General features: G+C 62.5%; 17 protein-coding genes and 3 pseudogenes. 8 read left to right on the top strand and 12 right to left on the bottom strand.

Annotated features, from left to right (window positions below):
- Window positions 1–267 precede the first annotated feature (267 nt).
- From GJ632_RS07800 to GJ632_RS07770, 8 genes and pseudogenes are all read right to left on the bottom strand, one after another.
- A pseudogene (locus tag GJ632_RS07800) lies at window positions 268–668 on the bottom strand (PIN domain-containing protein).
- 3 nt (window positions 669–671) lie between these two features.
- Window positions 672–938, bottom strand: a complete 267-nt coding sequence (locus GJ632_RS07795) for an AbrB/MazE/SpoVT family DNA-binding domain-containing protein (protein ID WP_191452609.1) — start codon at window positions 936–938, stop codon at window positions 672–674.
- 172 nt (window positions 939–1,110) lie between these two features.
- Window positions 1,111–1,350, bottom strand: coding sequence for a hypothetical protein (locus tag GJ632_RS07790; RefSeq protein ID WP_089811011.1), 240 nt, complete (start codon window positions 1,348–1,350; stop codon window positions 1,111–1,113).
- A gap of 85 nt (window positions 1,351–1,435) precedes the next feature.
- On the bottom strand, window positions 1,436–1,894 hold the full coding sequence (locus GJ632_RS07785) for a hypothetical protein (protein ID WP_191452608.1): 459 nt from the start codon (window positions 1,892–1,894) through the stop codon (window positions 1,436–1,438).
- Window positions 1,895–2,772: 878 nt separating this feature from the next.
- Window positions 2,773–3,930: a hypothetical protein gene (locus GJ632_RS07780; RefSeq protein WP_191452607.1), complete on the bottom strand. Its 1,158-nt coding sequence runs from the start codon at window positions 3,928–3,930 to the stop codon at window positions 2,773–2,775.
- 105 nt (window positions 3,931–4,035) lie between these two features.
- A pseudogene (locus tag GJ632_RS25260) lies at window positions 4,036–5,285 on the bottom strand (carbamoyltransferase).
- A 76-nt stretch (window positions 5,286–5,361) separates the two neighbouring features.
- A pseudogene (locus GJ632_RS24685) lies at window positions 5,362–5,802 on the bottom strand (carbamoyltransferase N-terminal domain-containing protein); the annotation flags it as partial.
- 68 nt (window positions 5,803–5,870) lie between these two features.
- Entirely contained in the window at window positions 5,871–6,761 is an 891-nt protein-coding gene (locus GJ632_RS07770) for a glycosyltransferase family 4 protein (RefSeq protein WP_343161086.1), read from the bottom strand.
- Between the two features lie 109 nt (window positions 6,762–6,870).
- On the opposite strand from GJ632_RS07770, the gene GJ632_RS07765 reads away from it, so the two are divergent.
- Entirely contained in the window at window positions 6,871–7,083 is a 213-nt protein-coding gene (locus GJ632_RS07765; protein WP_191452605.1) for a hypothetical protein, read from the top strand.
- A 73-nt stretch (window positions 7,084–7,156) separates the two neighbouring features.
- Here the strand turns inward: GJ632_RS07765 and GJ632_RS07760 are convergent, their stop codons facing one another.
- Window positions 7,157–8,404 (bottom strand): NAD(P)/FAD-dependent oxidoreductase, encoded by a 1,248-nt coding sequence (locus GJ632_RS07760; RefSeq protein ID WP_191452604.1) that lies wholly within the window; start codon window positions 8,402–8,404, stop codon window positions 7,157–7,159.
- A 156-nt stretch (window positions 8,405–8,560) separates the two neighbouring features.
- Between GJ632_RS07760 and GJ632_RS07755 the strand changes: the two genes are divergently transcribed.
- The 7 genes from GJ632_RS07755 (at window position 8,561) to GJ632_RS07725 (ending at window position 15,488) form a co-directional block, all read left to right on the top strand.
- Window positions 8,561–8,848: a hypothetical protein gene (locus GJ632_RS07755; RefSeq protein WP_191452603.1), complete on the top strand. Its 288-nt coding sequence runs from the start codon at window positions 8,561–8,563 to the stop codon at window positions 8,846–8,848.
- A 41-nt stretch (window positions 8,849–8,889) separates the two neighbouring features.
- Window positions 8,890–9,909, top strand: coding sequence for a hypothetical protein (locus GJ632_RS07750; RefSeq protein WP_191452602.1), 1,020 nt, complete (start codon window positions 8,890–8,892; stop codon window positions 9,907–9,909).
- 86 nt (window positions 9,910–9,995) lie between these two features.
- Entirely contained in the window at window positions 9,996–10,913 is a 918-nt protein-coding gene (locus GJ632_RS07745; RefSeq protein ID WP_191452601.1) for a hypothetical protein, read from the top strand.
- A 105-nt stretch (window positions 10,914–11,018) separates the two neighbouring features.
- On the top strand, window positions 11,019–11,918 hold the full coding sequence (locus tag GJ632_RS07740; protein WP_197427934.1) for a glycosyltransferase family 2 protein: 900 nt from the start codon (window positions 11,019–11,021) through the stop codon (window positions 11,916–11,918).
- 132 nt (window positions 11,919–12,050) lie between these two features.
- On the top strand, window positions 12,051–12,890 hold the full coding sequence (locus GJ632_RS07735; RefSeq protein WP_191452599.1) for a hypothetical protein: 840 nt from the start codon (window positions 12,051–12,053) through the stop codon (window positions 12,888–12,890).
- Between the two features lie 80 nt (window positions 12,891–12,970).
- Window positions 12,971–14,065: a hypothetical protein gene (locus GJ632_RS07730; RefSeq protein WP_191452598.1), complete on the top strand. Its 1,095-nt coding sequence runs from the start codon at window positions 12,971–12,973 to the stop codon at window positions 14,063–14,065.
- Window positions 14,066–14,327: 262 nt separating this feature from the next.
- A complete protein-coding gene (locus GJ632_RS07725; RefSeq protein WP_191452597.1) occupies window positions 14,328–15,488 on the top strand; it encodes a glycosyltransferase family 4 protein in 1,161 nt (386 codons plus the stop codon).
- Window positions 15,489–15,516: 28 nt separating this feature from the next.
- On the opposite strand, the gene GJ632_RS07720 is transcribed toward GJ632_RS07725, so the two are convergent.
- The 3 genes from GJ632_RS07720 to GJ632_RS07710 all read right to left on the bottom strand — a co-directional run.
- On the bottom strand, window positions 15,517–17,685 hold the full coding sequence (locus GJ632_RS07720; protein ID WP_191452596.1) for a glycosyltransferase family 39 protein: 2,169 nt from the start codon (window positions 17,683–17,685) through the stop codon (window positions 15,517–15,519).
- Between the two features lie 125 nt (window positions 17,686–17,810).
- The gene (locus GJ632_RS07715) at window positions 17,811–19,703 is read right to left on the bottom strand and encodes a hypothetical protein (RefSeq protein ID WP_191452595.1); all 1,893 of its coding nucleotides are present in this window, start codon (window positions 19,701–19,703) and stop codon (window positions 17,811–17,813) included.
- A 258-nt stretch (window positions 19,704–19,961) separates the two neighbouring features.
- Window positions 19,962–20,981 (bottom strand): carbohydrate-binding protein (locus GJ632_RS07710; RefSeq protein ID WP_191452594.1); only part of this gene is annotated, 1,020 nt, incomplete at its 5' end.

Raw genomic sequence — 20,981 nt, 5'->3', positions numbered from 1 at the left:
ACGACCGACGTCAGGCTGGATCGGCTAGGGGGAGACTACCAGACGCCGATGCCGATATCGACCGCTTCGACGTCGACGACCCGACCCGGCTCTCACGCGTCGATGGCGTCTCCAGTCCATCGGGCGGTGATGATTCGCGTCTTCCCTACACCCTCCCGAGAAAGGCACGTTCCGGGGAAATCGCGGATGTACCTGCGAGAGATACGCTACTCGGGGTGTTCTCGGTTCTCGACGACGGTGAGAGTCGGACTGTAGGAGGGCGAGAGGTCACTCGCTCTCGTCGGGTTCCAATGGCGCCCGGTCGAGTCCGACGACGTCGTAATCCTGCTCGCTGGACAGCACTCGCTCCCCGCCCGTCGCGACGAGGCCGGCGTGGAGCGCGTCGAACGGCGTCAGGTGGTACTCCTCGATGAAGGCGGCTGCGGCGAGCACCGCGTCCTCGTGTTCGCTCGGTCTGATCGGGACGAGTTCCAGGAGGTTGGCGACGGCCCGCGGGGCGCGATGTCGTACTCCGAGATGTCGCGGTCGTAGAAGAGGACCAAGACCTCGGCGTACGACAGAATCGACGTGTGGATGTCGTCTCGCTCTTCGAGCGCGTCGAGAGCCCAGTCGCACAACCAATCGTCGTTCTTCACGAGCGCTGTGAGGAAGTCCGTCTCGACGTACACGGCTCAGTCCCCGCGGTTCGAGGCGTCGCCTTTGGCCTCGTCTTCGACCTCGCGGGCGATAGACTCCCGTGCCTCCGCTTTGAGGCCTGCCGAATCGGTTCCCTCGAACGCGTCGCCCACCGCTTCCCGCAGTCCTTCGAGCGGGTCGTCGTCCACGGGGAAGAGTGCGACGTGGCTCGGAAGTTCCACGATTCGGTACCGCTCTCCGAAACGCGACCGGACGTCTTTCGGGAGGTAGATACGCCCCCGTTCGTCCGTCGACTTCGACATACTCGTTCTCGTACGGGAATTGTGAAGAATCTTCCCGTATATTTTCGTTCGCTCCCACGAGAACTGCATCTCTCGCGGGAGCGAGGTGCAGTTTGCGGGTCGCGGCCGGCAGACGACTCGAATCGAACACCCGTCGCTCGCGGCGCGGCGGTAGTCGAAAAGAGAACGCGGTTCAGAGGCGGTCGTCGTCGAGGCCGCCGGGGTCGTCCGCGGTGTCGAACAGGTTGTTCTCGGCGCCGTCCATGAAGTCGTCGCCGGGGGTGGACTCGTCGACGACGTTGACGTTGTAGGCGTCGATACCCATGCTCAGCAGTTCTTCGACCGCCTGTTCCTCGCTCACGAACTCCTCGTCGACGAGGTTCTCGAAGTCGGTCAACAACTCGTCGGGGAGCGTCACTTCCACGATTGGCATCGGCCGTGCTTCGGACTCCTCCTACTTGAGTGACCGGTTGGCGGGCGAACGTTCGGCGGCGGGGGACCGTCGCTCGCCGGTTCGGCTACTCTGCCGCGTCGTCGCCGGGTCGCGTCGGCGTCTCGGCGTGACAGGTCACGCGGACCGGTTCGCCGTCCCGTTCCGTCTCGACGGCCCACATCTGGCCGCATCCGAGGAGCGTCACCCAGTCGTCGCCGCGCCGTTGGTCGACGGTCACGAGGACGTCGCCCGTCTCGCTGTCCCGTCCGGCGTACTCGATGCGAATCGCCTCGCCGTACACCTTCAGCCCCGCGGGTTCGCGGAGTTCGACCAGCGTCGAGTCGCTTCGCCCGTCGGGGTGTTCGACGACGACTTCGACCATCGGCGCGTCGCCGGCGGGTACGGAGTACGACACCTCCAGCGCGTTCTCGTCGATCTCCACCCCTTCGATTTCGACGAGTGACGCGGAGACGCCCGCGGCCTCTGCCACCTGCCGTCGGAGCGCGTTGAGGGGGACTCGGGCGGTGTCACGTTGTCTGTCCATACGGTCTCTACGAGTGATAGAGGGTGGGGATGTATGATTGCACCGGCGTCGGGCTCTCGCCGCCCCCCGTCGCTCCAGCACTGCTACTCCGGTCCCGCTTCGGGTGCGTCCCGTTCGACTGGACGGTTCGGACACGGACGGGGTTCGCCTCCGGCAACAGAGAACCCGACTAGTTGATGAGATTCTAATTTATTGTATTCGTACTGCGACCGATGACCGTCGTGCCGTCGTCGCTGACTGCCTTCCTCGGAAGGGGGGTATCGGACCGTCGGTCTCAATCTCCCGGACACATTTCACCATACTGAAATACTGTGGAATTATCAGTATAAATAAAATGTAGTAGCAAATATCGGACAGAAAAGAGATATACATTGGATAAGTTGGATGCATCGTTGAAGATATAGTAACTGGTTTCGAAGACGTAGTGGAGGCGTCGAAGGCGACTGTAGAGTTACCGGTCCGACCTGACGAACGAACCGAACTAAACAGAACAAATTAGACTACTCTTGGAACAGAACTGACGAGAGCGGTCACCGAACGGAACTATACCTATCTCGTATCTGAGAAATTAGGAAGTCATCGGCTGATTAACAGTCTCGAAACGGCTCCGAAGGGGTCATTATACGCGATAGACTGCCGCTATCCGTTCGATACCGTCGACCAGCGCATTCTCGGACCGGCGAGTGCGCCGTCCCGGGAAATCGACGGACTCCAAGTCCTTGGAATAGTTACACTTACAGATTTACTTCTGTAAATGAAGATTAACCAATACGAACGCGGCCGCGTCGCGGGTCTCCTTCGTCAGGTTGAGGCGTCGGTTCGGAACGGTGCTCGCGGAGTCTCAGAATGTTGACGTGAGGGGTAGTTCTCGGGGGACGCTACTCGCCGTCCCACGTCGTCGGGTCGGCGACGTGTCCCCACCAGGCGTCGTTCATCTTCGGGTGGTCGTGGCTCTCGATAATTCGAACGTTCGTCGGCTCCGACGTCAGTTCGAGGTTCTGTAGCACCCGCCCGAGTTTCCAGTGTTCTTTCAGCCCGGCCAGACGGAGATTTCGGCTCTCGCCGCGCGTCTCGGGATGCGCCGGCGACAGGGTCGCGATGGCGTCTGCGCCCCACTTCACCCCGTCGTCGCCGAACGGGTTCTCGTTCGTCCCGTCGTACACCTTGTTCAGCATGTACCTCGTCAGGGGCCCGTCCGGCAGTTCGTTCTCCACGCGCTCTCTCGTGATGCGCGGCCCGCCGTTGGCCGGACAGATGACCGTCGTCATCCGACGGAGTACGACGGTCATGCTCCACCCACTCAGCGCCGCGTTCCACCCGTCGGCGTCGAGGCCGCTTCGCCAGAACAGCACCACCTTTTCGGCGATAGATGGGTCGGTGAGATACGCGTCTGCCAGCGTACAGAGCGGACCGCCGACGGCGACGACGAGCGGGTTGTCCCGGGACGCGTTCTGTGCGGCCTCGACGATGGTGTCCGTCCCGGTGGAGCCGATGGGCTCCGTGTCCTCGACCCGCCCGGTGTCGGGCATCTCGTGTCGGTCGTACAGACCGAACTCGACGGGAGGGAGGTCCGTGAACCCGCTCTGTACCGCTTTCGACCGCGTCCGCTCGTGATGCTCGGCGTAGAGTTCTTTCGCGCGCTCGAACTTCTCGGCGCCGTCCCACCACGGCACGACCGGAAACTCGTGGAGGTAGCCCGCGAGTTCGACCCCGTCGGCGTCGCTTCCCATCGCCAGCGCCAACTCGCCGTTGAAGTTGTCCAGCGGGATGTCGTTGACGTAGACGAACGGGTTCGAACTGTCGACCGTATCCACCGCCGGGAGGGCTTCGAGGTTCGGTCGCCGCCGGTCGGCCTCCGTCTCTTCCGGAGGGGTATCCGTCGGTCGTCTCGTCTCAGAGGCGGGCGTCCGGGGCGGTTCGGTCGTCCGGCGAGTCGCCGTCTCGGTTCGCTCGGTGGCCGTTTCGGGCGCTCCGCCACATCCGGCGATGCCGGCGGTGCTGCCGGCGACGAGGGCGAGATAGTGCCGCCGTTTCATGTCTCTGATTCGATGTGAACGAGGGAAAAGGGTTCGGATGGGCTGACTGCGACGCGGCGGACGGTCGCCGGCGTCGGAGACGACGACCGACGTGCCCGGACCGGCCTACGAACCCCCGGACTGCGAGGGGGCCCTTTGGGCCCCCTCCGACAGCGTCGGGTGTTCTCCCTTCTCGACCAGTTTGTCTCCGAGCACCAGCAGGTCGAGTCCCATCCCGTAGAAGTCCTTGATGGCCTCCACGTCGTTGTTGACGATTGGCTCGCCGTGGTCGTTGAACGAGGTGTTGAGGAGTACCGGTACACCCGTTATCCGCTCGAACTCCGTCAGCAGTCGGTGGTAGCGCGGATTCTGCTCCGCGTCGACGGTCTGCGGTCGCGTCGTCTCGTCGGCCGGGTGGAGCACCGCCGGGATGTCGGACTCCTTGCCCGGCTTCACGTCGAACGTCTTTATCATGTACGGCGACCGCTCGGCGTCGAGAGGTACTCCTCGGCACCGTCCTCGGTCATCGACGGCGCGAACGGCCGCCACCCCTCGCGGTGTTTCACGAACTCGTTCACCCGGTCGAGCGACTCCACGCTCCGGGGGTCGGCGAGGATGCTCCGGTTCCCGAGCGCGCGGGGCCCCATCTCGAGTCGCCCCTGGAACCACCCGACGAGGTCGCCGTCGGCGATTCGCTCGGCGACGACGCGTTCGATGTCGTCGGGTTCGGTGTACGGTATCTTGTTCGTCTCCAGTCGAGCCGTGATCCGCTCGTCGGAGTACTCCGGTCCCCAGTAGACGGTGTTCATCGTCCGCGTCGCCCGCGGCCCGGCGTCCAGCATCCCGGCCCCGACTGCGCTCCCCGCGTCGTTCGACACCGGCTGGACGAAGACGTTGTCGACGGCGTCCAGTTCCATCACCCGCTTGTTCATCTTGCAGTTGAGAGCGACGCCGCCGGCCAGTCCCACGTCGTGGACGCCGAGTCGTTCGGCGAACGTCTCGACGATGTCGACCACCGTCTCCTCCAGCAGTCGCTGGGTGACGTACGCCAGGTCCTTCTCCCACTGGGAGAACTCGTTCGTGTGGGTCTTCCGCGGCCGGTCGAACAGGTCCTCCAACTGCTTCGTTCCGTACTCGAAGTTCCCGCGCGAGAGCGCAGTCACGTCGTAGTCCACCCCCACGTCGACGAGGCTCCGCAGAGCGTCCTCGATGTCGTCGTTCTCGGTTCCGTACGGTGCCAGCCCCATTATCTTCCCCTCGCCGTTGTTCGGGTAGTACCCCAGGAACTTCGTGACCGCACCGAAGAAGAAGCCGAGACTGTTCGGATACTCGTAGGTTCGGAGCCGGCGGAGTCCGCGCGGAGTGCCGTGCCACACCACCGTCGAGTCGTACTCCCCCCCGACCGTCGAGCGTGAGCACCAGCGCCTCGTCGAAGTCGGTCGGGTAGAACGCGCTGGCGGCGTGGCACTCGTGGTGTTCGCGCGTCTCGATGGGCGGTACGGGCGTCCCGATGTCGCGAAGGCGCCGTTCGACGACCGATTCGCCGAACAACGGCGGCACCGCCGCGTTTCGCAGCGACCACGCCGTCCACTTGGCTTTCCCGGCGACACCCTCGGGTTGGGTGAGCGACTGCTCGACGTTGTACCGGAGCATCTTCGGAAACAGACTCGGCTTCCACGGAACCAGCACCTTCTCGACGTCGCGGAGTTCGATGCCGGCGTGGTCGAGACAGGCTTCGACGGCTCGTTCGGGGAACGTGTTCGTGGCGTGCTTGTCGCGGACGAACCGCTCCTCCTCGACCCCGAACAGGAGTTCGCCGTCCTCGAAGACGACGGCGCTCGGGTCGTGTGAGCCGAGCTCGCCGACGCAGGGGTTGATAGCTAGGGTGTACATCTCTCCTTCACGTTAAAACAGTTACACGAAGTGAGAAAAGGGTTACTCCTGTTCTCGTCCCGACGCAGTCACCGGGCGTCGGTGAGGAGTTCGACGAGGCGTTCGCGGAGTTCGGCGGAGATTCGCTCCCAGGTGTGGTTCTGCCGGACGTACGCCCGGCCCGTCTCGGCGAGGTGGCGTCGTACCCCGTCGTCCGAGAGAACGGTCGTCACGGTGTCGAGAAACGCGGACTGCTCCGCGACGAGTACCTCCTCGCCGTCGGCGACGTCGAACCCGCGCGCGCCGAACGGCGTAGTCACCACGGGAAGCCCGTGCGCCAGATACTCGAGGAGCTTGATGTTCGTGCCGCTTCCCGAACGTATCGGGTTCAGACCGACGTCCGCGGCGGCGAAGTACGGCTCCAACTCGGGGACGAACCCCGTGACGGTGACGTTCTCGGGACACGCCTCGACGGACTCGCCGACGCTGCCGACGACGACGAACTCCGCGTCGAGTCCCCGTTCGAGGGCCTCCTCCGCCATCCGCACCACCGAACGGACCGCCTCGCGGTTCGGTCCGTAGTCGGTGCCGACGAACAGGCAGATGGACCGCGCACGAATCCCGTGACGGCCCCGAACCCGTTCGTCGGCCGCCGCGTCCGACTCGGGGTCCGAGAGCGCCGCCTCGCCGATTCCGTTCGGCGCGACGAACGTCGTCGCGTCCACGTCGTAGCGCCGCCGGTACTCCGCCGCGTCCCGCCGGGAGGTACAGACGACGGCCGTGGACCGTTCGAGGGCGGCCCGTTCGACGGCGGTCACCCGTGAGGTGAACCACGCGCTCCCGACGCCGTCGGCCGTCGTCTCGAACCGCTCCTGCTCGACGTTGTGGCTCGAGTAGACGACCGGCGTCGAGTCGGCTAGGTCGGCGACGGCCGGCACCTGCCACGGGAGTTCGACCAGAATCACGTCCGCCCACTCGATACGCTCGACCAGGGGGGGAAGGCCGCAGGAGGCGCAGCGACGAACCCAGAAAGACGTTGGGAAGCCCGAACAGTTCGGGTAACCGAGTCAGGTCGAAGACGGGATTGAGATGCTGGAACTCGACGTATCCGTCGTCGATGTCGAGTTTGCGCTTCAACTCCCCCGTCCAGTAGTTGGCGAGGTGACCTCCCTGACAGTACCGGTAGACGGCGTCCCCCTCACCGTGGAGCGCGGACACCAGTCCGTGACTCCGATGCTGCCCGCCGTCGGACGGCGGATAGACGTTCGTGGGCGTGACCTGCAGGACGTTCACGGTGCGTGAGTTGCGTGTCGGTTTCGGGGACTGCTCGCTCGGACCGGTAGTGGCGTGCGAGTTCGTCGCGTCGTCGCCACTCTCACGTCTCAAGGGGTTCGGCGGCCGCAATCTCGTCGGCGGTCTCGTACGCTTGCTGGACGATGTCCTTGATCCAGATGTACTCGTACGTACTCACTCGACCCAGATTGTACATGTTGTCGTACCGGTGAAGCTGGTCGTTCAGCCGTTCGAACGTCGCTATCTCCGACTCGACAGGGAGCGGATACGCACGCGGAGCGCGTCGAATCTTCGCGTCGATGGTCGTCGCGTCGATGCCCTGCTCCTCACAGAACGAGAGGAAGTACTCCTCGAACCACTCCTCGGACTGCGACCAGACGTCGTCGCCGACGAAGCAGGGGAACTCGACGGTCAGGATGTACTCGCCGTCGGGGATGTCCTGCGGCGTGAAGTCGTAGTCGGTCACCCGAGTGAACTCGTAGTCGTTCGGGAAGTAGCCCCAGTTCACGTAGTCGGGGAACAGTCGCTCGGAGGCTTCGACGTGCATCCCGAGGATGACCATGCTGCGGTAGTCCAGTTCGACGTCCTCGTCCACGAGGAAGCTCGGGTCGACAGTACTCACGAAGATGTCGCCGTCGATGGTCTGGCCGTTCTCCGTCGTCACCGCCTCTATCTCCGTTCCGTCCGTCCGGAACCCCGTCGCTCCGTCGTACACGACGTCACAGCCCGAAATCATGTCCCGGAGGACGTCGGAGTACTTCCGGTCGGGGTAGTACGCACCGCCGTCGAAGAACGAGTCCTCGTCGTCGGGGAAGCTGATCTTGAAGTCGAACCAGTCGCCGGTGATGCGCGCCGGGTCGATGCCCCAGTGTTTCTCGGTGTAGTTCCGGTAGTACCGCTCGTACAACCGCTCACCGACCTGTCTCCGCATGTACGGCTCGAAGTAGTCGGCGTCGGTCTTTCCCTCGGCGGCCGCCAGTTCGCGCTCTATCTCGTCGGCGTCGTCCCACAGCGAGATGTTCGAACGCGTCACCGGGTAGTTGTGCGGTTCCGACAGCGTTCCCGTCGGATACGTCTTCGCGTAGAAGCGGTGGTCTTCGAGGTCGGTGAACTCTCTGAACAGGTCGCCGACGACGGCCTCCTCCTCCCGGTCGAAGAAGAGGAGGTGCGGAGCCGAATCGCAGTGGTAGCCGGAGTCGAACTCGATCTCCCGGAGTAGCCCGCCGACCTCTCCCTTCTCGACCAGCGTGACGTCGAATCCCTGCTCTCGGAGGAGATACGCCGTCGTACAGCCGGCGACGCCGGCGCCGATTATCGTAACTTCGGGCATAGTTTCAATTCGCTAATACCATGGCGGGTAGGGGATATTAAACCCGGGGGATGCCGCGTTCGTCTCTCTCGCGCGCTACCTCACTGGTCGCACCCGTCGAAGGTCCGCAGTTCGCGACCTTCCCATTTATGTATTGGTGTGGTTTAACAGGTTCACATGGGTGACGACGAAGCGTCCAGCGAAGAGTCGAGAGAGCAGCCCAACTCCGACGAGGGGTTGGGGAGACGGGAGTTACTCGGCTTAGCCGGGGCCGGCGGGCTGACGCTTCTCGCCGGTTGTAACGGCGGTGGCGGCGGCGGTGTAGACGTTCTTGCGGACGGGTCGCTGGTCGCGTCGGACGTCCACCGGATCGACTTCAACGGGCTGACGAAGGTCGAGTCGCAGGACGATCTCGTCTCCGTCGATACGTCCGTCACGGGTCAAGACGCGGAGCTGGGCGTCTGAGAGCCGATTCGCTGCGTCTCGGTACGAAACAGACGGTCACGATGGGAGACGACGGCGAGGTCACCATGCAGTACGACAGCGACACGGGCCGCCTCGAAGTGAAGGGTGCGGTGCGATTCTCAGAGGGCACGTTCAAGGGACCGTACGACACCGACAACTACGTCCACGACATGCTGTTGCCGGGGATGCACGCCTACTCTACCGACGCCGTCGGCGTCCAGGACAACGTCCTCGGCTACGCGGACGAGTGGGCGGACATCTCTCACACCCCGTTCTCCGAGGACGGCCGCCTGCGGAAGCTGTTCAAGCCCGGCCCCTCGGGATGGGCCGGGTGGAACAGACCGAACGACTTCCCCGCGACGATAACCGTCGCAGGACTCGAAGACGACTGGGGTCCGGGACGGGCGATGGTGATGTTCCAGTCGGAGAGCCCGGCCGGTCGCATCGCGCTCGAACTGCGGAGCGAGGGGTCGTGGACGACTGTCGCTCAGGAGAGCGGGAACACGGGGATGACCGTGGTTCTCTCCCCGGAGGGCCACTCCAAGCCCGTCGACGCCATCCGCTGGACGTTCGACGATCCGGTGGACGGCGAGCGGATTCGCGTCTCCAACCTGTTCTACTACTCCATGTCCATCAAGGGGAACACCTGGCTCCCGAAGGAACGCGGAGAGACCACCGGACTGACGTTCCTCCCGAGTTCGCCGCCGCCGACGCCCGAGTCCGGCGCGACGCTGTACGCGGACGAGTCGGCCGGTGAAGTCAGGACTCTATGGGCCGACGGGAGCGAACAGCGTCTCCAAGCGAGCGCACGCGAGCAGGTGACTCGCGGGACGGTCACGCTCTCGGACGGCAAAGCCGAAGTCGGGACCGGCGTCACGGAACCGGGCGCGCACCTGAACGTGCATCTGGACCCGACCGGCGCGGGTGCGAACGCCGACGACGTGAGCGTTCGGTCGTCGGTGCGGTGGGACTCGACAGCGGGCGAGTACCGCGTGGACGTCGTGGAGGACGGGACGGACCGCGGCGACCCCGACGTTGGGTTCGTCGTCACCAGACTGTAGGAACTGCCAGAAACCACCCGAGACCCTGGCTGTCATCTGAGTAACATTAATTGCACGTCGCGAATACCTACTACGTGGTGGTACGCATGAACGGAGACGAGACACGACGCAGGGAGCCAACCGGTCGAACGCGGCGGGGGGTTCTGAAGGCGGCAGGCACGGGAGTAGCGCTGTTGACAGCGAGCGGTGTCGGTGCGGCGACGCCCGGAAAATCGAACGGCAACGGTCCGCCGACAGGCCGGTCGAACGGCAACGGACCGCCGGAAGGGCTCCACGTCGAGTGTCCCGACGGAACCGAACAGGTCGCCAAGTACGAGTTCGACGAGGAATCCGGCGAGTTCGTCTTGGACGAGGGGACGGGAGGCTTCGAAATCGAGGTGTTGGCGTACAAAGACGACGACCCGACCGAACCCGTGAAGATTCACTGGACGGCGCCGCGGGACGCGGGCTACATCCACGTGGTCGGCGCGAAGTACGGGACGGAGACGACCCTGCGAGACGTCGATCCGCCGATGGGGTACAGCGAGGGAACGCTCGACCTCGGCGCGGACAGCAAAGCGATAAGCTACGTCACGTTCTGTAGCGCCGCCTGTGCTCAGATCGACTTCGTCGTCGGGGATGAGGTCATAGAGGACCTAAACGGCGAGCAGTACGGCGCCCGAAAGCTCCGTTGGGCCTACTGGAACACCTACGCGGGCGGGTACTACCTCGGCGATTACGTGGACAACGACGGCGTCTACGAGAAAGCCGACGAGGTGGACGAGGTGCCGGACGACTGCACGATTACCGCCGGCGGACTGACGTTCGACGACGACGGTCGACAGGTCACCGGGAGTTTCGACATCGATTGCGACGAAGACGTCGCTATCTCGCTGGTGTCGTACCGCGCACCGTGTAGCGGCGCGCTCAACGAACAGGAGTTGTACGACGCGAAGTCGTTCACGGGAAGTCAAGTCACTGGCGAGAGTCTGACCGTCGGCTTGCCAGGACTGTCGTCCGAGTAGTCCGCCGACGACCGGCCGATGGGCCGTCGCGACGCATCGCGGTCGGCGGTCGGCTACCGGGTGCAGAAAGCTTTATTCTGCCCACCTGAATCGATACACGAGAGGATGACTCGCCCGCACGTCGGCATCTCGATAGTCACGTGGAACAACTACGCGGACACGAGAGAGTGTCTGGACTCGCTTCTCGACGTGTCGTATCCGAACGTGGACGTCGTGCTGGTGGACAACGGGTCCACGGACGGGTCCGGAGACCGACTCGAGGAGGAGTACCCGTCGGTGGACGTCGTCCACACGGGCGAGAATCTCGGCTACGCCGGGGGGATGAACGTCGGGACGCGGGAGGTCCTCGAACGCGGCGTCGACTACGTCTGGCAACTGAACAACGACGTCGTCGTCCCGGACGAGTCGCTGTTGACCGACCTCGTCGAGACGATGGAGGCCAACCCGAACGTCGGGATGCTCACGCCGTTGGTGAAAGAGTATCCGAACACGGACACCGTCTGGTTCTGGAAGGGGTCGCTCGACTGGCAGACCGGGAACGCCGACCACGCCGCCGTCCCGTCGTCGATACCCGAGGGACTCGTCTTCAACGACTACATCCCGAACTGCAGTTTGCTGTTCCCGGCCGACGTACTCGAATCGGTCGGTCTCCTGCCCGAGGACTACTTCCTCTACTACGACGACGTCGAGCACGCCGTCCGCATCGCGGCCGCCGGATACGACTTGGCCACGGACACGACGACCGAGATATACCACAAGGAGAGCAAGAGTTCGAAAGGCGAACTCGGGGCGATGTACTCGTACTACCGGGCGCGCAACATGGTCGTGTTCGCCCGGAAGTTCCGCGACCGGGTGAGCGACCTCTTTCCTCTCTTCTTCGCTCGGTGGCTGGTCAAACAGACGGGCATCCGGACGTACTACCGCCGATCCGGCGGCGTCCGCGGACTGTTCGAGGGCGTCGCGGACGGTCTTCGGGGGAAGGTCGGGCGGGGGCGGTATCCGTGATCTCTCTGTATCTACTGGCCCTGTAGCGTTCAGAACGCTTTCCCCGGGAGATATCTCACGAGCTCCTGAGAACGGGTACGTAACGAGGATAGTGAGAAGAATTATACAATACGAAATCGAAAGGAGTCGTAGATGTACCGCGTCTCGCCCTCTTCTCTCAGGCGAATCTTCTACCCGCTCGGTCTTTCTGCTGCGGGTCTCACTGTTTTACTCGTGAGTGGATTTGTGGACGTATCCATCGGTATTCGGGGATTCTACGTAGTCTTCGGGATTCTGCTGGGCGCTGTCGTCTACTACAACTACGACACGAGCGTGTCGTGGCGTGTGAGTGATCGTCTGCTCCGCTGGTCGTCGAAAGGAGTGTATCTCGTCTTCTTCGCGTCCATCGTTACCGTCGTGCTGATAGAGCGGCGATTACTGGTGCTGTTGACGCTCCTCCCACTTGGCTATCTCTTACTCGCCTTTCGACTCATGGTTCGTGAACCGACCAAAAAGCTGCTTCCGGAAATCGTCGCACTATTCACCGTTCCACCGCTGAGCAAGTATCTGACGACTGGATTCTACTTCGGGGATGGTGATATCCTATTCCACATCCTCCACGTGAATCAACTGCTGTCTCGGGGAACGGCGGCGGCCATCCATGGGCCGGTTGACCAATATCGCGTGTTCCCGGGCTATCACCTCCTCGTCGGTAACCTCCACCTGTTCACGGACCTCTCCGTCTACGACTCGATACTCAGCCTCGGAATTATCACTTATTCGCTTCTCGTCATACCACTACTGTTCCTTCTCTCTCAGGTCGTCTTGCGTCGGCTGTCGCTCTCCCTCTCCATCGCACTCGGAGCGTCGCTCGTTTACTCTATCTCCTATCACACGACCTACCTCTTTCCACAGTCGCTCGTCGTACCGCTTCTCTCTTCTTCCTCTTCATCATGTTTCGACTCTCTACGACGCCGGAGACGCGCACGGTAGAGTGGACTCTCGTTTCGCTCGTCCTTCTGGCCAGCGCGCTGTTTACTCACCATCTCTCCTTCCTCTTGCTGACTCCCGTGGTGGCACTCTTCGGCCTCCTCTCAGTTATCACGCGGACTGTGCGTCTTCAAGACCGGAATAGCCTCTCGATTACTGAACCGCGGTACTTACCGATATTCGCCGGCTGGGCAACCGCGATTATCTACTGGACTATCACGGCGGAATCGTTCGTATTCAACGTCTCGTGGTGGGCGAGGCGGATAGTTACGGATTTGTTCGGGCAAACAGCGTCGAACGTGACTGGCGATTCGACGGTCGCTCTCGGGACAGCCCTCCCGCCGCAGACCGTACAGACGGCTCTGGCACAGCTTGCTTCCGTGAACAGCCTGTATCTGACCGCACTCGCTGCTGTCTTCTCGCTCGGGATTGTTACTGTCTTAGAGTCCCCCGGTACGTTCAAGCGCTCGGTCAGCCTCGTCTCGGTTAGCACGCTGAGTGCGGCGGTGGTGTTCAAGACCCCTCTCGTCATCCCCGGACTGAACAGAATCCGGATGCCGTTCGCGTTCTTTTTCGCCATCGTTCTAGGAATCGGTGTGTATCGGTTGATTCGGTCCGCAAGCACACCGTCTGTGACCCGTGTTCTCCCCTTAGCTCTCTTTTTAGTACTCGCTACGACGGCTCCGCTATACGTTCTTGCCGGTGACGACCTCTACGACCTCCACGACCCGCCGGACGGCCCTCCCCAGAAACAGGTCGAGTTCTCAGAAACCGAATATCGCTCGTTGGAAGCAGTCGCTCAGTTCACCGAGAGACACGAGGGGGGAGTCCAAACGTTCTGGATCGACGGGCTGGCAATCGAACAGTTCGGGAAGAGTCCAGAACCCGGGCCAGAGGTTACTGACACCGGCATCTACGGCGACAGTGGATTGTTCCTGTACCGAACGGGATGGGCCGACCATCTCGTTCACTACGCGGGAGATTCGTGGGGGAAGTTCATCCTCTCTCGAGAGTGGTTAGAGACGACTGTCGAGAACGAGAACAAGGTCTACGACTCGGGGACCGCCGGTCTACTGTGGTCGGCTGATGAACTCCGATTACCCGACCACGAGTCGGAGACCGAAGCATCTCGTTCGAGACGGCTGTCTCGCGGTTTCGTTGCTGGTTCGAGCCAGTGACTCGGCAGTGATGCGTTTCGTTCCGCTCTCGACGTTCGGGTCGGCGTACTCGGCCGCTACTGTCCGATCCGGCGGCTCGTAAGCGGCCACCGGGCACTACCCGTCAAAGAACTTATGACTAACGGCGTGTCTACGCAGAACGTGATACGAGAGAACAAGGTCCGTCCGCCGAGTCAGACCACGCACCGACAGATGTGCAGGACGATGCGGACGGTGCGGTTGCACACTCGAGACGAGCAATGAGCTGGTTCGACGCCTTCAAATGACGACGAAAATCGCGATAATCCGCGGACCGTACTTCCGTCCGAACAGCACCCTGCTCTGGGAGTACGTCCACAACGCGTACGACGACGTCAGCGTCACGGGGTTCGAGAGCGACCCCGCGTGGTTCGACGCGTCGGAACTCGACCTACCGATAGAGTCGCTCGACTGGTGGGACGGCAAGCTCGACGCGTTCGGATACGACAACGTCGTGTGGCAAGTCCTCGAGAAGTACGGCCTCCCGAGTATCGCGCTCTCGGGTATCCGCCGAGTCGTCGACGAGTACGACATCGTCCACGTCACCGAGAACTTCCGCCTCTACTCGGGCTACGCTGCGCTCCTCTGTGCCCGGTCGGACACCAAGCTGTTCGTCGATTCGCACGAGAACATCCCGCACAGGCCGGCGAACCCTCTCACGTGGGCGGTGAAACGGACTGTGAACCGGTACGCAGACGGATTCACCTGTCCGACGTGGGACTCAAAGCGAGCGCTGATACACGAAGGGGTCGATGCCGAACGAATCCAAATTCTGCCCAACGTGGTCGACTTCGACGACTTCGACAGGGGTCCAAAAGACCCGGCGGCGGCGTCGATGCCCGACCACCTCGAATCGACGTTCAACTTTCTTTTCGTCCACGGGTTGAACGAGCGGAAGGGCACGTATTACCTTCTGGACGCGTTCGAGACGGTACAGAGCCGGTTCGGCGACGTGTCGCTGATTCTCCTCGGCGACAACGACCTCGACCCGGCGTACTACAGGACGCACGTCGCGGACAACCCCGCCGTCCACCACGTAGATTACATTCCGACCATCAGGCACCTCTACAACCTGAGCGACGTGTTCGTCCTCCCGAGCATCGCCAGCCGTCGGTGGAAAGAACAGTTCGGCCGAGCGCTCATCGAGTCGATGGCCTGCGGGATTCCGAGCGTGGTGACGAACGTGGGCGGGCCGCCTCACGTCGTCGCCGACGGGGAGACCAGTCTGGTCGTGGAACCGCGGTCGGCGGAAGCGCTCGCCGACGCGATGGCGACGCTCTACGACGATGACGAGCGCAGGCGAGCGATGGGCGAGAACGCGTACGACTACGTTCGAGAGAACTACGCTCCCGAGGTTGTCGGCGAGGACCTGTACGAGTTCTATCAGTCACGGATCGCCGTCTGACCGTCGGTATTACAGTGTCGACTCTCACTCAGTCGAACTCGACGAATGCGACCGTCGGCTCGCCCCCTCCGGTCGTTCTCGCGGTGATTCTGTATCGTCCGAGTACGCGATGTTCCCGGTCTATCCGGTTGAGCGATTCCATGCTGACTACCGCATACTTCACTCGCTCGTTCCCGTTAATCTCCGGCATCGACGCTTGCACGTGCGAACGACGCGAGTAGAACGCGACGTGGAATATCGATCCCGTCTGCTCCAATATCCCCGTCTCGAAGTGGACAGATTCCGTCTCTGGTACCTCTTGGCGAAGGTCGAGTCCGAGTGACTTCGCATCGCTGAACCGCGGAGGTTGGTTCATCACTGGCGGTGTTGCGCCGATTAGACCAACCATGAGAACGGCGATTGCGAACACGCTGAACGCCGTTACTGCGATGTCGCTGTCGTCTTCGTGGAGGTGTTCCCGCAAGTACGCGACTACGCGAGGTGTCGCAAGAAGGAAGGCAGCACCGGTCAGAAGGCCGAACAGGTAGGTCAGGCCTTCCGTGACGTTGCCGGGCATCCACCAGACCCACTCGATAGAGAACGGTGAGAGTGGTTCCAGACGCGTCGAGAACAGCAGAGTTGCGACGAGACCCACGAGCGTCGCCTTAGTGGCTACCGGGGTACCGCGGGACGTTTCACTGAACAACGCACCGACGAGCAACGCTCCCGCGACGTACGAGGGAAGCAGGTACCACGAATTGTTACCGGTGAAGAGGAAGAAAACGAAGACGGAGACGGCCCACCAGACGAGAAACGCGAGGTCGTATCCGAGTTCCACGTCGTGTCGTCGGTAGGCGAACAGTCCGAGAACGACGGTGGCCGGGAGGAGGAAGAATATCCACGGGTCGTAGAAGAACGGCACGGCTTTGATGTACGGGAAGTGCATCCAACTGAACGTCGGATCACCGGCCGTCGCCAGTTCCCCCTCTGTCCGGCCGAGGACCTGCTGGAAGAAGATGGTCTCGAGGAACCGGTCGCCGTATTCGAGGTGCATGAATACGAACCAGGGTAGTGCCAGTACGGCAGTAACGCCGACCGTGGCGAAAAACCGTGGCCGGAGGAAACGACCGGCAGACCTCGCGACGAGGGGAAGTACGATGAGAACGTAGACGCCCGCCGCGAACCCTTTTATCATGACTGCCATCGCTGCGAACACTCCGGCGAACAGATACCAGCGACCGGGGTCCTCGTCGGTCGCCAGTCGCCACGTGGAGTAGACGAACAGGAGACCGACGAGGACAGTCAGCATCTCGACTCCCCCGAACCGTCCCGCGTTGTAGCCCGCGAACGTGTAGGGTCCGAACAGCCACACCAGTCCCGCTAAGAACCCTGCCCGTCTATCGTAGAGGCGACGGCCGAACACGTAGAGTACGAGTCCGACGAGGATGGCGGCTGTCGCCGAGGGGAATCTAGCCCCGAACTCGTTGATGCCGAAGACTCCCATTGAGAGTGCTTCGAGCCAGAACGCTCCGGGTGGCTTCTCCATGAAGACTGTGTAGTGCACTCCGTGGTAGTGTACGGTCGGGGCGAGCCACGCACCTTCGAGCAGAACGTTCTTCGCCGCCTCTGCGTAGACGCCCTCGTCCCACGTCCGGAGCGGATACGAGCCGAGCCCGAGGTAGTAGACGTATGCCCCGAACGCCGCGAGCACCGAGAGATACCAGTAATCCGATCGATTGGCGAACGTCGATTCGAAACCCGACGAGAGTGGCCTTGCGATTCGGTTCGGCAGGGGGAAGGACACGCTGTCCGTCCCGGCGTGGGAGGGGCCACTCACCGTCGGAGGAGATGACTCTGGTTCGGCGGTCGCTTGCTGGCGGTCAGACGTCTCGGTAGTCGCCTCGGTCGGTGGGGTCGCCTCAGCGACCCGCTCTGACTCTTGCGGCGGCGTGGTGAGCGTCATGGATTCCTCGTCAAGAGACTCGTCCCGGCTCATCGCCTCAGCGCGTTCGACGAACTTTTCGATAGTCGTCTGTTCCTCGTCGGTCGGCGTCGGATCAGGCGAGAAGAGGTACTTGTCGTATGCGTCGGTCAACGTCTCGATCTCGTCAGGTGTGAGACCACACCGCTCGGCAACCTGCCTGATGTATTCCTGCTCCGTCTCCGAGTCTCTCCGATTCGAGGTGACGAATCGGTCTAGCTTGGAGAATGCATCCATTGTTCCAGGGTAGCTCAGTTATCGGTCGCTCTCCGCTACGTTCATCTATGCCATGCACCCACACATAATCAATTCACCGATTGACACATCGGCCGAACCCGGAGAAAAGGAGGCGTTAGAATACCTTACAACCAGAACGCGGACGCGACGCGCGTGTCCGTATCGGGGAACAGGCGAGGCTTTGTTCCGCGCCAGAGTTCGATGCTCTGGTCGCCACCCCACGGCCACGGTTCGACCACGGCAGCCGGGTCGGACGTGTCCGAGTTGTCGAAAACGACGGAACCGGTGACACCTGGTGCCTCCCATTTCGAGTTGAACCACGTTCCCGAGACGGAAGCGTCCGTATCGGCGAACACAGCTCCATCGTTCCACGGATGGGCCGAGAGGCGCATTCCGACGAACTCGTCGATGGAAGCAGTAAATCGGTATCCGCACTTGATATTCTCCGTCTCGACGTGCGAGATAAATAGCTGTGCGCAGCCCTCGCCACCGATCTCTACACAAGCAACGTCCGAAGCAGCACCATCATTCGTCGTGTGAATGAACCGAAGGTCGTAAACGCGGTACGTTCCCTTTGTTCGTGGAGTTGCTTTGATACCGTGTCCAGAGCCGTAGCCTCGAACCTCAGACGGAGATGCGTCCAAATTCGGCACGTCGGTCTGTATCCAACCCACAGAGTTGTCGTTACCGAACCAAAACCCGCCATATATCCCGAAACGACCGTGGCCGGAAACGTCTAGCGCCCACGATTCGTTCGTAATGTTCACTTTGACGTTCGGCGGCATGACGAGCGAGATATCACGACCGCCGAGAGAGATGTTGGCCGTCTGTCCCCAATCGTAGGACTGCGACCCGGGGACCAGTATCGTTCCGCCGTCGGGCAAGTCGGCTGCTGCCGCCTCCACCTGTGCTGGCAGACCACCGGCGTAGTTGTCCGTCCGCACGACTGGCGACTTGAGGGTTGGTCCACCGTCGTTGATGACCGGCGATAGGTGGGCCTGTTGCCATGCTACGCCGGACGAGACGTCAGGCTCGTAGCCCGTCGCGAGGGTTGCCTCATCTGCGACGTCGGGGTCGATGACGCTCGGTCGTTGCGTGTCGTCGAACCGGAACACAGTTCCGGCAGACTCGGACCAGATGGGGTGGTAGATACTCCCGGTCGTGTAGCTCTCGAAATGCATCCCAACGGCACCACTGCGGGGGTTCTCGAATGTGAGGTTCGCGCAGGTGTAGTTCTGACCCGACGAAGCGATGTGGACGGCCGTTTGGAAGTCGCGGAACGTGAGGTTCGACAGGAGACTTTGGTCCGCGCTCTGGGCGTCGAACTTAATGACCGTATCAAAGCTATCATATACCGTATCTCGGAACGTCCACCCTTCGCAGAATCCGTCGTCGTTCAGCACTTCGACAGCGATAGTTCCACCGGAGACACGTACGGGGGCCACAAATCCTCGATAGATGTCGGTCGCACGGATCCACCCGTTAGTCACGGACCACTCGCCACCGATGACGTACGGGCTCGTCCGCGTGTCGTTAGTCAGTCCGAATCCGTTCGACCCCCGCTTGAAGTCGAACGCGAGGTTCGAGGTGACCTCGACCATCGCATCGCTGTCGAACAGGAACATCGGGCCCCACACGTCGCCTGTGGCGAGAGTCACCGTCTGGTCCCAATTGTAGTCGCCTGCGGGGACCCACACGATAGCCCGGCCGTCGGTCTCGGTCTCCGCTGCCGAGAACGCGTTTTGGACCTGCTGTGCGAGAGTCGTGCCCCCGTACGTCGTCGCATCGTAGACCACGCGGTCGGTGTCAGATCCGATCAACGAGAGCCAAACATCCACGTTCGAGAGCGTATTCATCCCCGAGAGTGCTGTCTCTATCGACGACGCGATGTCGGCGAGGTCACCGTCGATTCGCTCGAAGTTCTCGTTGAGCGGAACGTGCCAGTCCGTCGTCCCGGCAGCCGGTGTGTTGTACCCGCCGACGCTCCCGACGCCGGCCGCGTCGGCGAGCGTCTGCACGTCGTCCTCGATGGACTCGAAGTTCTCGTTGAGCGGAATGTGCCAGTCAACCGACCCCTCGGTCGGTTCGGCGTAGTTCCCCGAGACGGTGACGTCGAGTCGGTCGGCGAGTGTGGAGACGTCCTCCGAAATCGCCCCGAAGTTTTGGTTGAGCGGAACGTGCCAGTCGACCGTCCCTTCGGACGGCGTGTTGTAGTCGTAGAATTCAGTCATTGTCGTATGTAGTTCGTATGTTTTATCGTAGTTCGATTCGGTGCGTCAGTTGTTCACGCCACCGTAGCCGTACTCTCCGTAGCGCTGCGTCCCGTAGTCGTCGTCCGAAGACGAGACAGGCGTCGTCGTCGTCTCCGAACTGACCAGGTCGAACCGGATCTCGTTGAGGTTGAAGCGCCCGCCGACGATATCCAGTCGCAGCACCTGGTTCGAGCCCCCGGGCACGTCGACGCTCTCGAGGGTCATCGTTCGCCATTCGCCCCAGCCGCCCGTGTCCGGGACGTCGACGGTTCCGACCGTCGTGCCGTCGACCGAGACTCGAAGCTGACTCGTGAGGTCTGCGTACCCGTTCTTGGCGACCGGAACGGCGATGTCGTAGGTCCCGCCGACGACGTCCACCGTGTACTCCATCCACTCGCCGTCTCTCGTCCAGCCGACCGTGTAGTCTCCGCTGTCCGGGTCTCTGTCCTCGATGTCCACGCCTTCGGACGGACGGTACAGGCCGCCGTGGTTGGCCTCGTCTACGTCGCTGTACGCGACGCCTTCGCCTCCCTCGTCGAAGTCTTCGACTTGAACCGTTCCGGGGAGGTCTTGCGTCCCGTTCAGCGGGTACTGGCCGTCGTCCGGCGTAGGAGTGGGCGTTGGCGTCGGCGTCGCGGTCGGCGTGGGAGTGGGCGTTGGCGTCGGCGTCGCGGTCGGCGTGGGAGTGGGCGTCGGTGTCGGCGTCGGTACCGACGACCCGTCCCAGACGGTCAGCGTGTAGTCACCGTCGCCCTGGTTGATGTCCACGACCTCCGCGAAGTACGTTCCCGACTGTGACGCGGTCTCCGTGATCGCGACCGGCGTGTCGTTTCCGACGTACACCTGGTCGAGGTGGTTTCCCTCGGCGTCGAACACCGCGGCCAGCGAGACGCCGTCGGCGTTCGCTCTGGCGACTTGACCGTGAAGGCGTCGCCTGCGCGACGCGAACGCGTACCAGTCCACCTCCGCCGTCGAGAGCGTCGCGGACACCTCGGTGCCGAGACCGATTTTGGTCGCGAGACTCCGGTCGTCGTTCGGTTCCGA

This window comes from Halogeometricum sp. CBA1124 (genome assembly GCF_009741955.1).
Taxonomy (GTDB): Archaea; Halobacteriota; Halobacteria; order Halobacteriales; family Haloferacaceae; genus Halogeometricum; species Halogeometricum rufum.
The sequence above is the reverse complement of the archived record's forward strand: the minus strand, read 5'-3'. Positions and strand labels throughout refer to the sequence as shown.

What these genes read in the sequence shown, in the direction of transcription:
- GJ632_RS07785 (WP_191452608.1), bottom strand. Translation starts at nt 1,894, where the DNA reads ATGGACAGACAACGTGACACCGCCCGAGTCCCCCTCAACGCGCTCCGA.
- GJ632_RS07720 (WP_191452596.1), bottom strand. Translation starts at nt 17,685, where the DNA reads ATGGATGCATTCTCCAAGCTAGACCGATTCGTCACCTCGAATCGGAGA.
- GJ632_RS07745 (WP_191452601.1), top strand. Translation starts at nt 9,996, where the DNA reads ATGAACGGAGACGAGACACGACGCAGGGAGCCAACCGGTCGAACGCGG.
- GJ632_RS07750 (WP_191452602.1), top strand. Translation starts at nt 8,890, where the DNA reads ATGGGAGACGACGGCGAGGTCACCATGCAGTACGACAGCGACACGGGC.
- GJ632_RS07740 (WP_197427934.1), top strand. Translation starts at nt 11,019, where the DNA reads ATGACTCGCCCGCACGTCGGCATCTCGATAGTCACGTGGAACAACTAC.
- GJ632_RS07725 (WP_191452597.1), top strand. Translation starts at nt 14,328, where the DNA reads ATGACGACGAAAATCGCGATAATCCGCGGACCGTACTTCCGTCCGAAC.
- GJ632_RS07790 (WP_089811011.1), bottom strand. Translation starts at nt 1,350, where the DNA reads ATGCCAATCGTGGAAGTGACGCTCCCCGACGAGTTGTTGACCGACTTC.
- GJ632_RS07780 (WP_191452607.1), bottom strand. Translation starts at nt 3,930, where the DNA reads ATGAAACGGCGGCACTATCTCGCCCTCGTCGCCGGCAGCACCGCCGGC.
- GJ632_RS07795 (WP_191452609.1), bottom strand. Translation starts at nt 938, where the DNA reads ATGTCGAAGTCGACGGACGAACGGGGGCGTATCTACCTCCCGAAAGAC.
- GJ632_RS07760 (WP_191452604.1), bottom strand. Translation starts at nt 8,404, where the DNA reads ATGCCCGAAGTTACGATAATCGGCGCCGGCGTCGCCGGCTGTACGACG.
- GJ632_RS07735 (WP_191452599.1), top strand. Translation starts at nt 12,051, where the DNA reads ATGTACCGCGTCTCGCCCTCTTCTCTCAGGCGAATCTTCTACCCGCTC.
- GJ632_RS07755 (WP_191452603.1), top strand. Translation starts at nt 8,561, where the DNA reads ATGGGTGACGACGAAGCGTCCAGCGAAGAGTCGAGAGAGCAGCCCAAC.
- GJ632_RS07765 (WP_191452605.1), top strand. Translation starts at nt 6,871, where the DNA reads ATGCTGGAACTCGACGTATCCGTCGTCGATGTCGAGTTTGCGCTTCAA.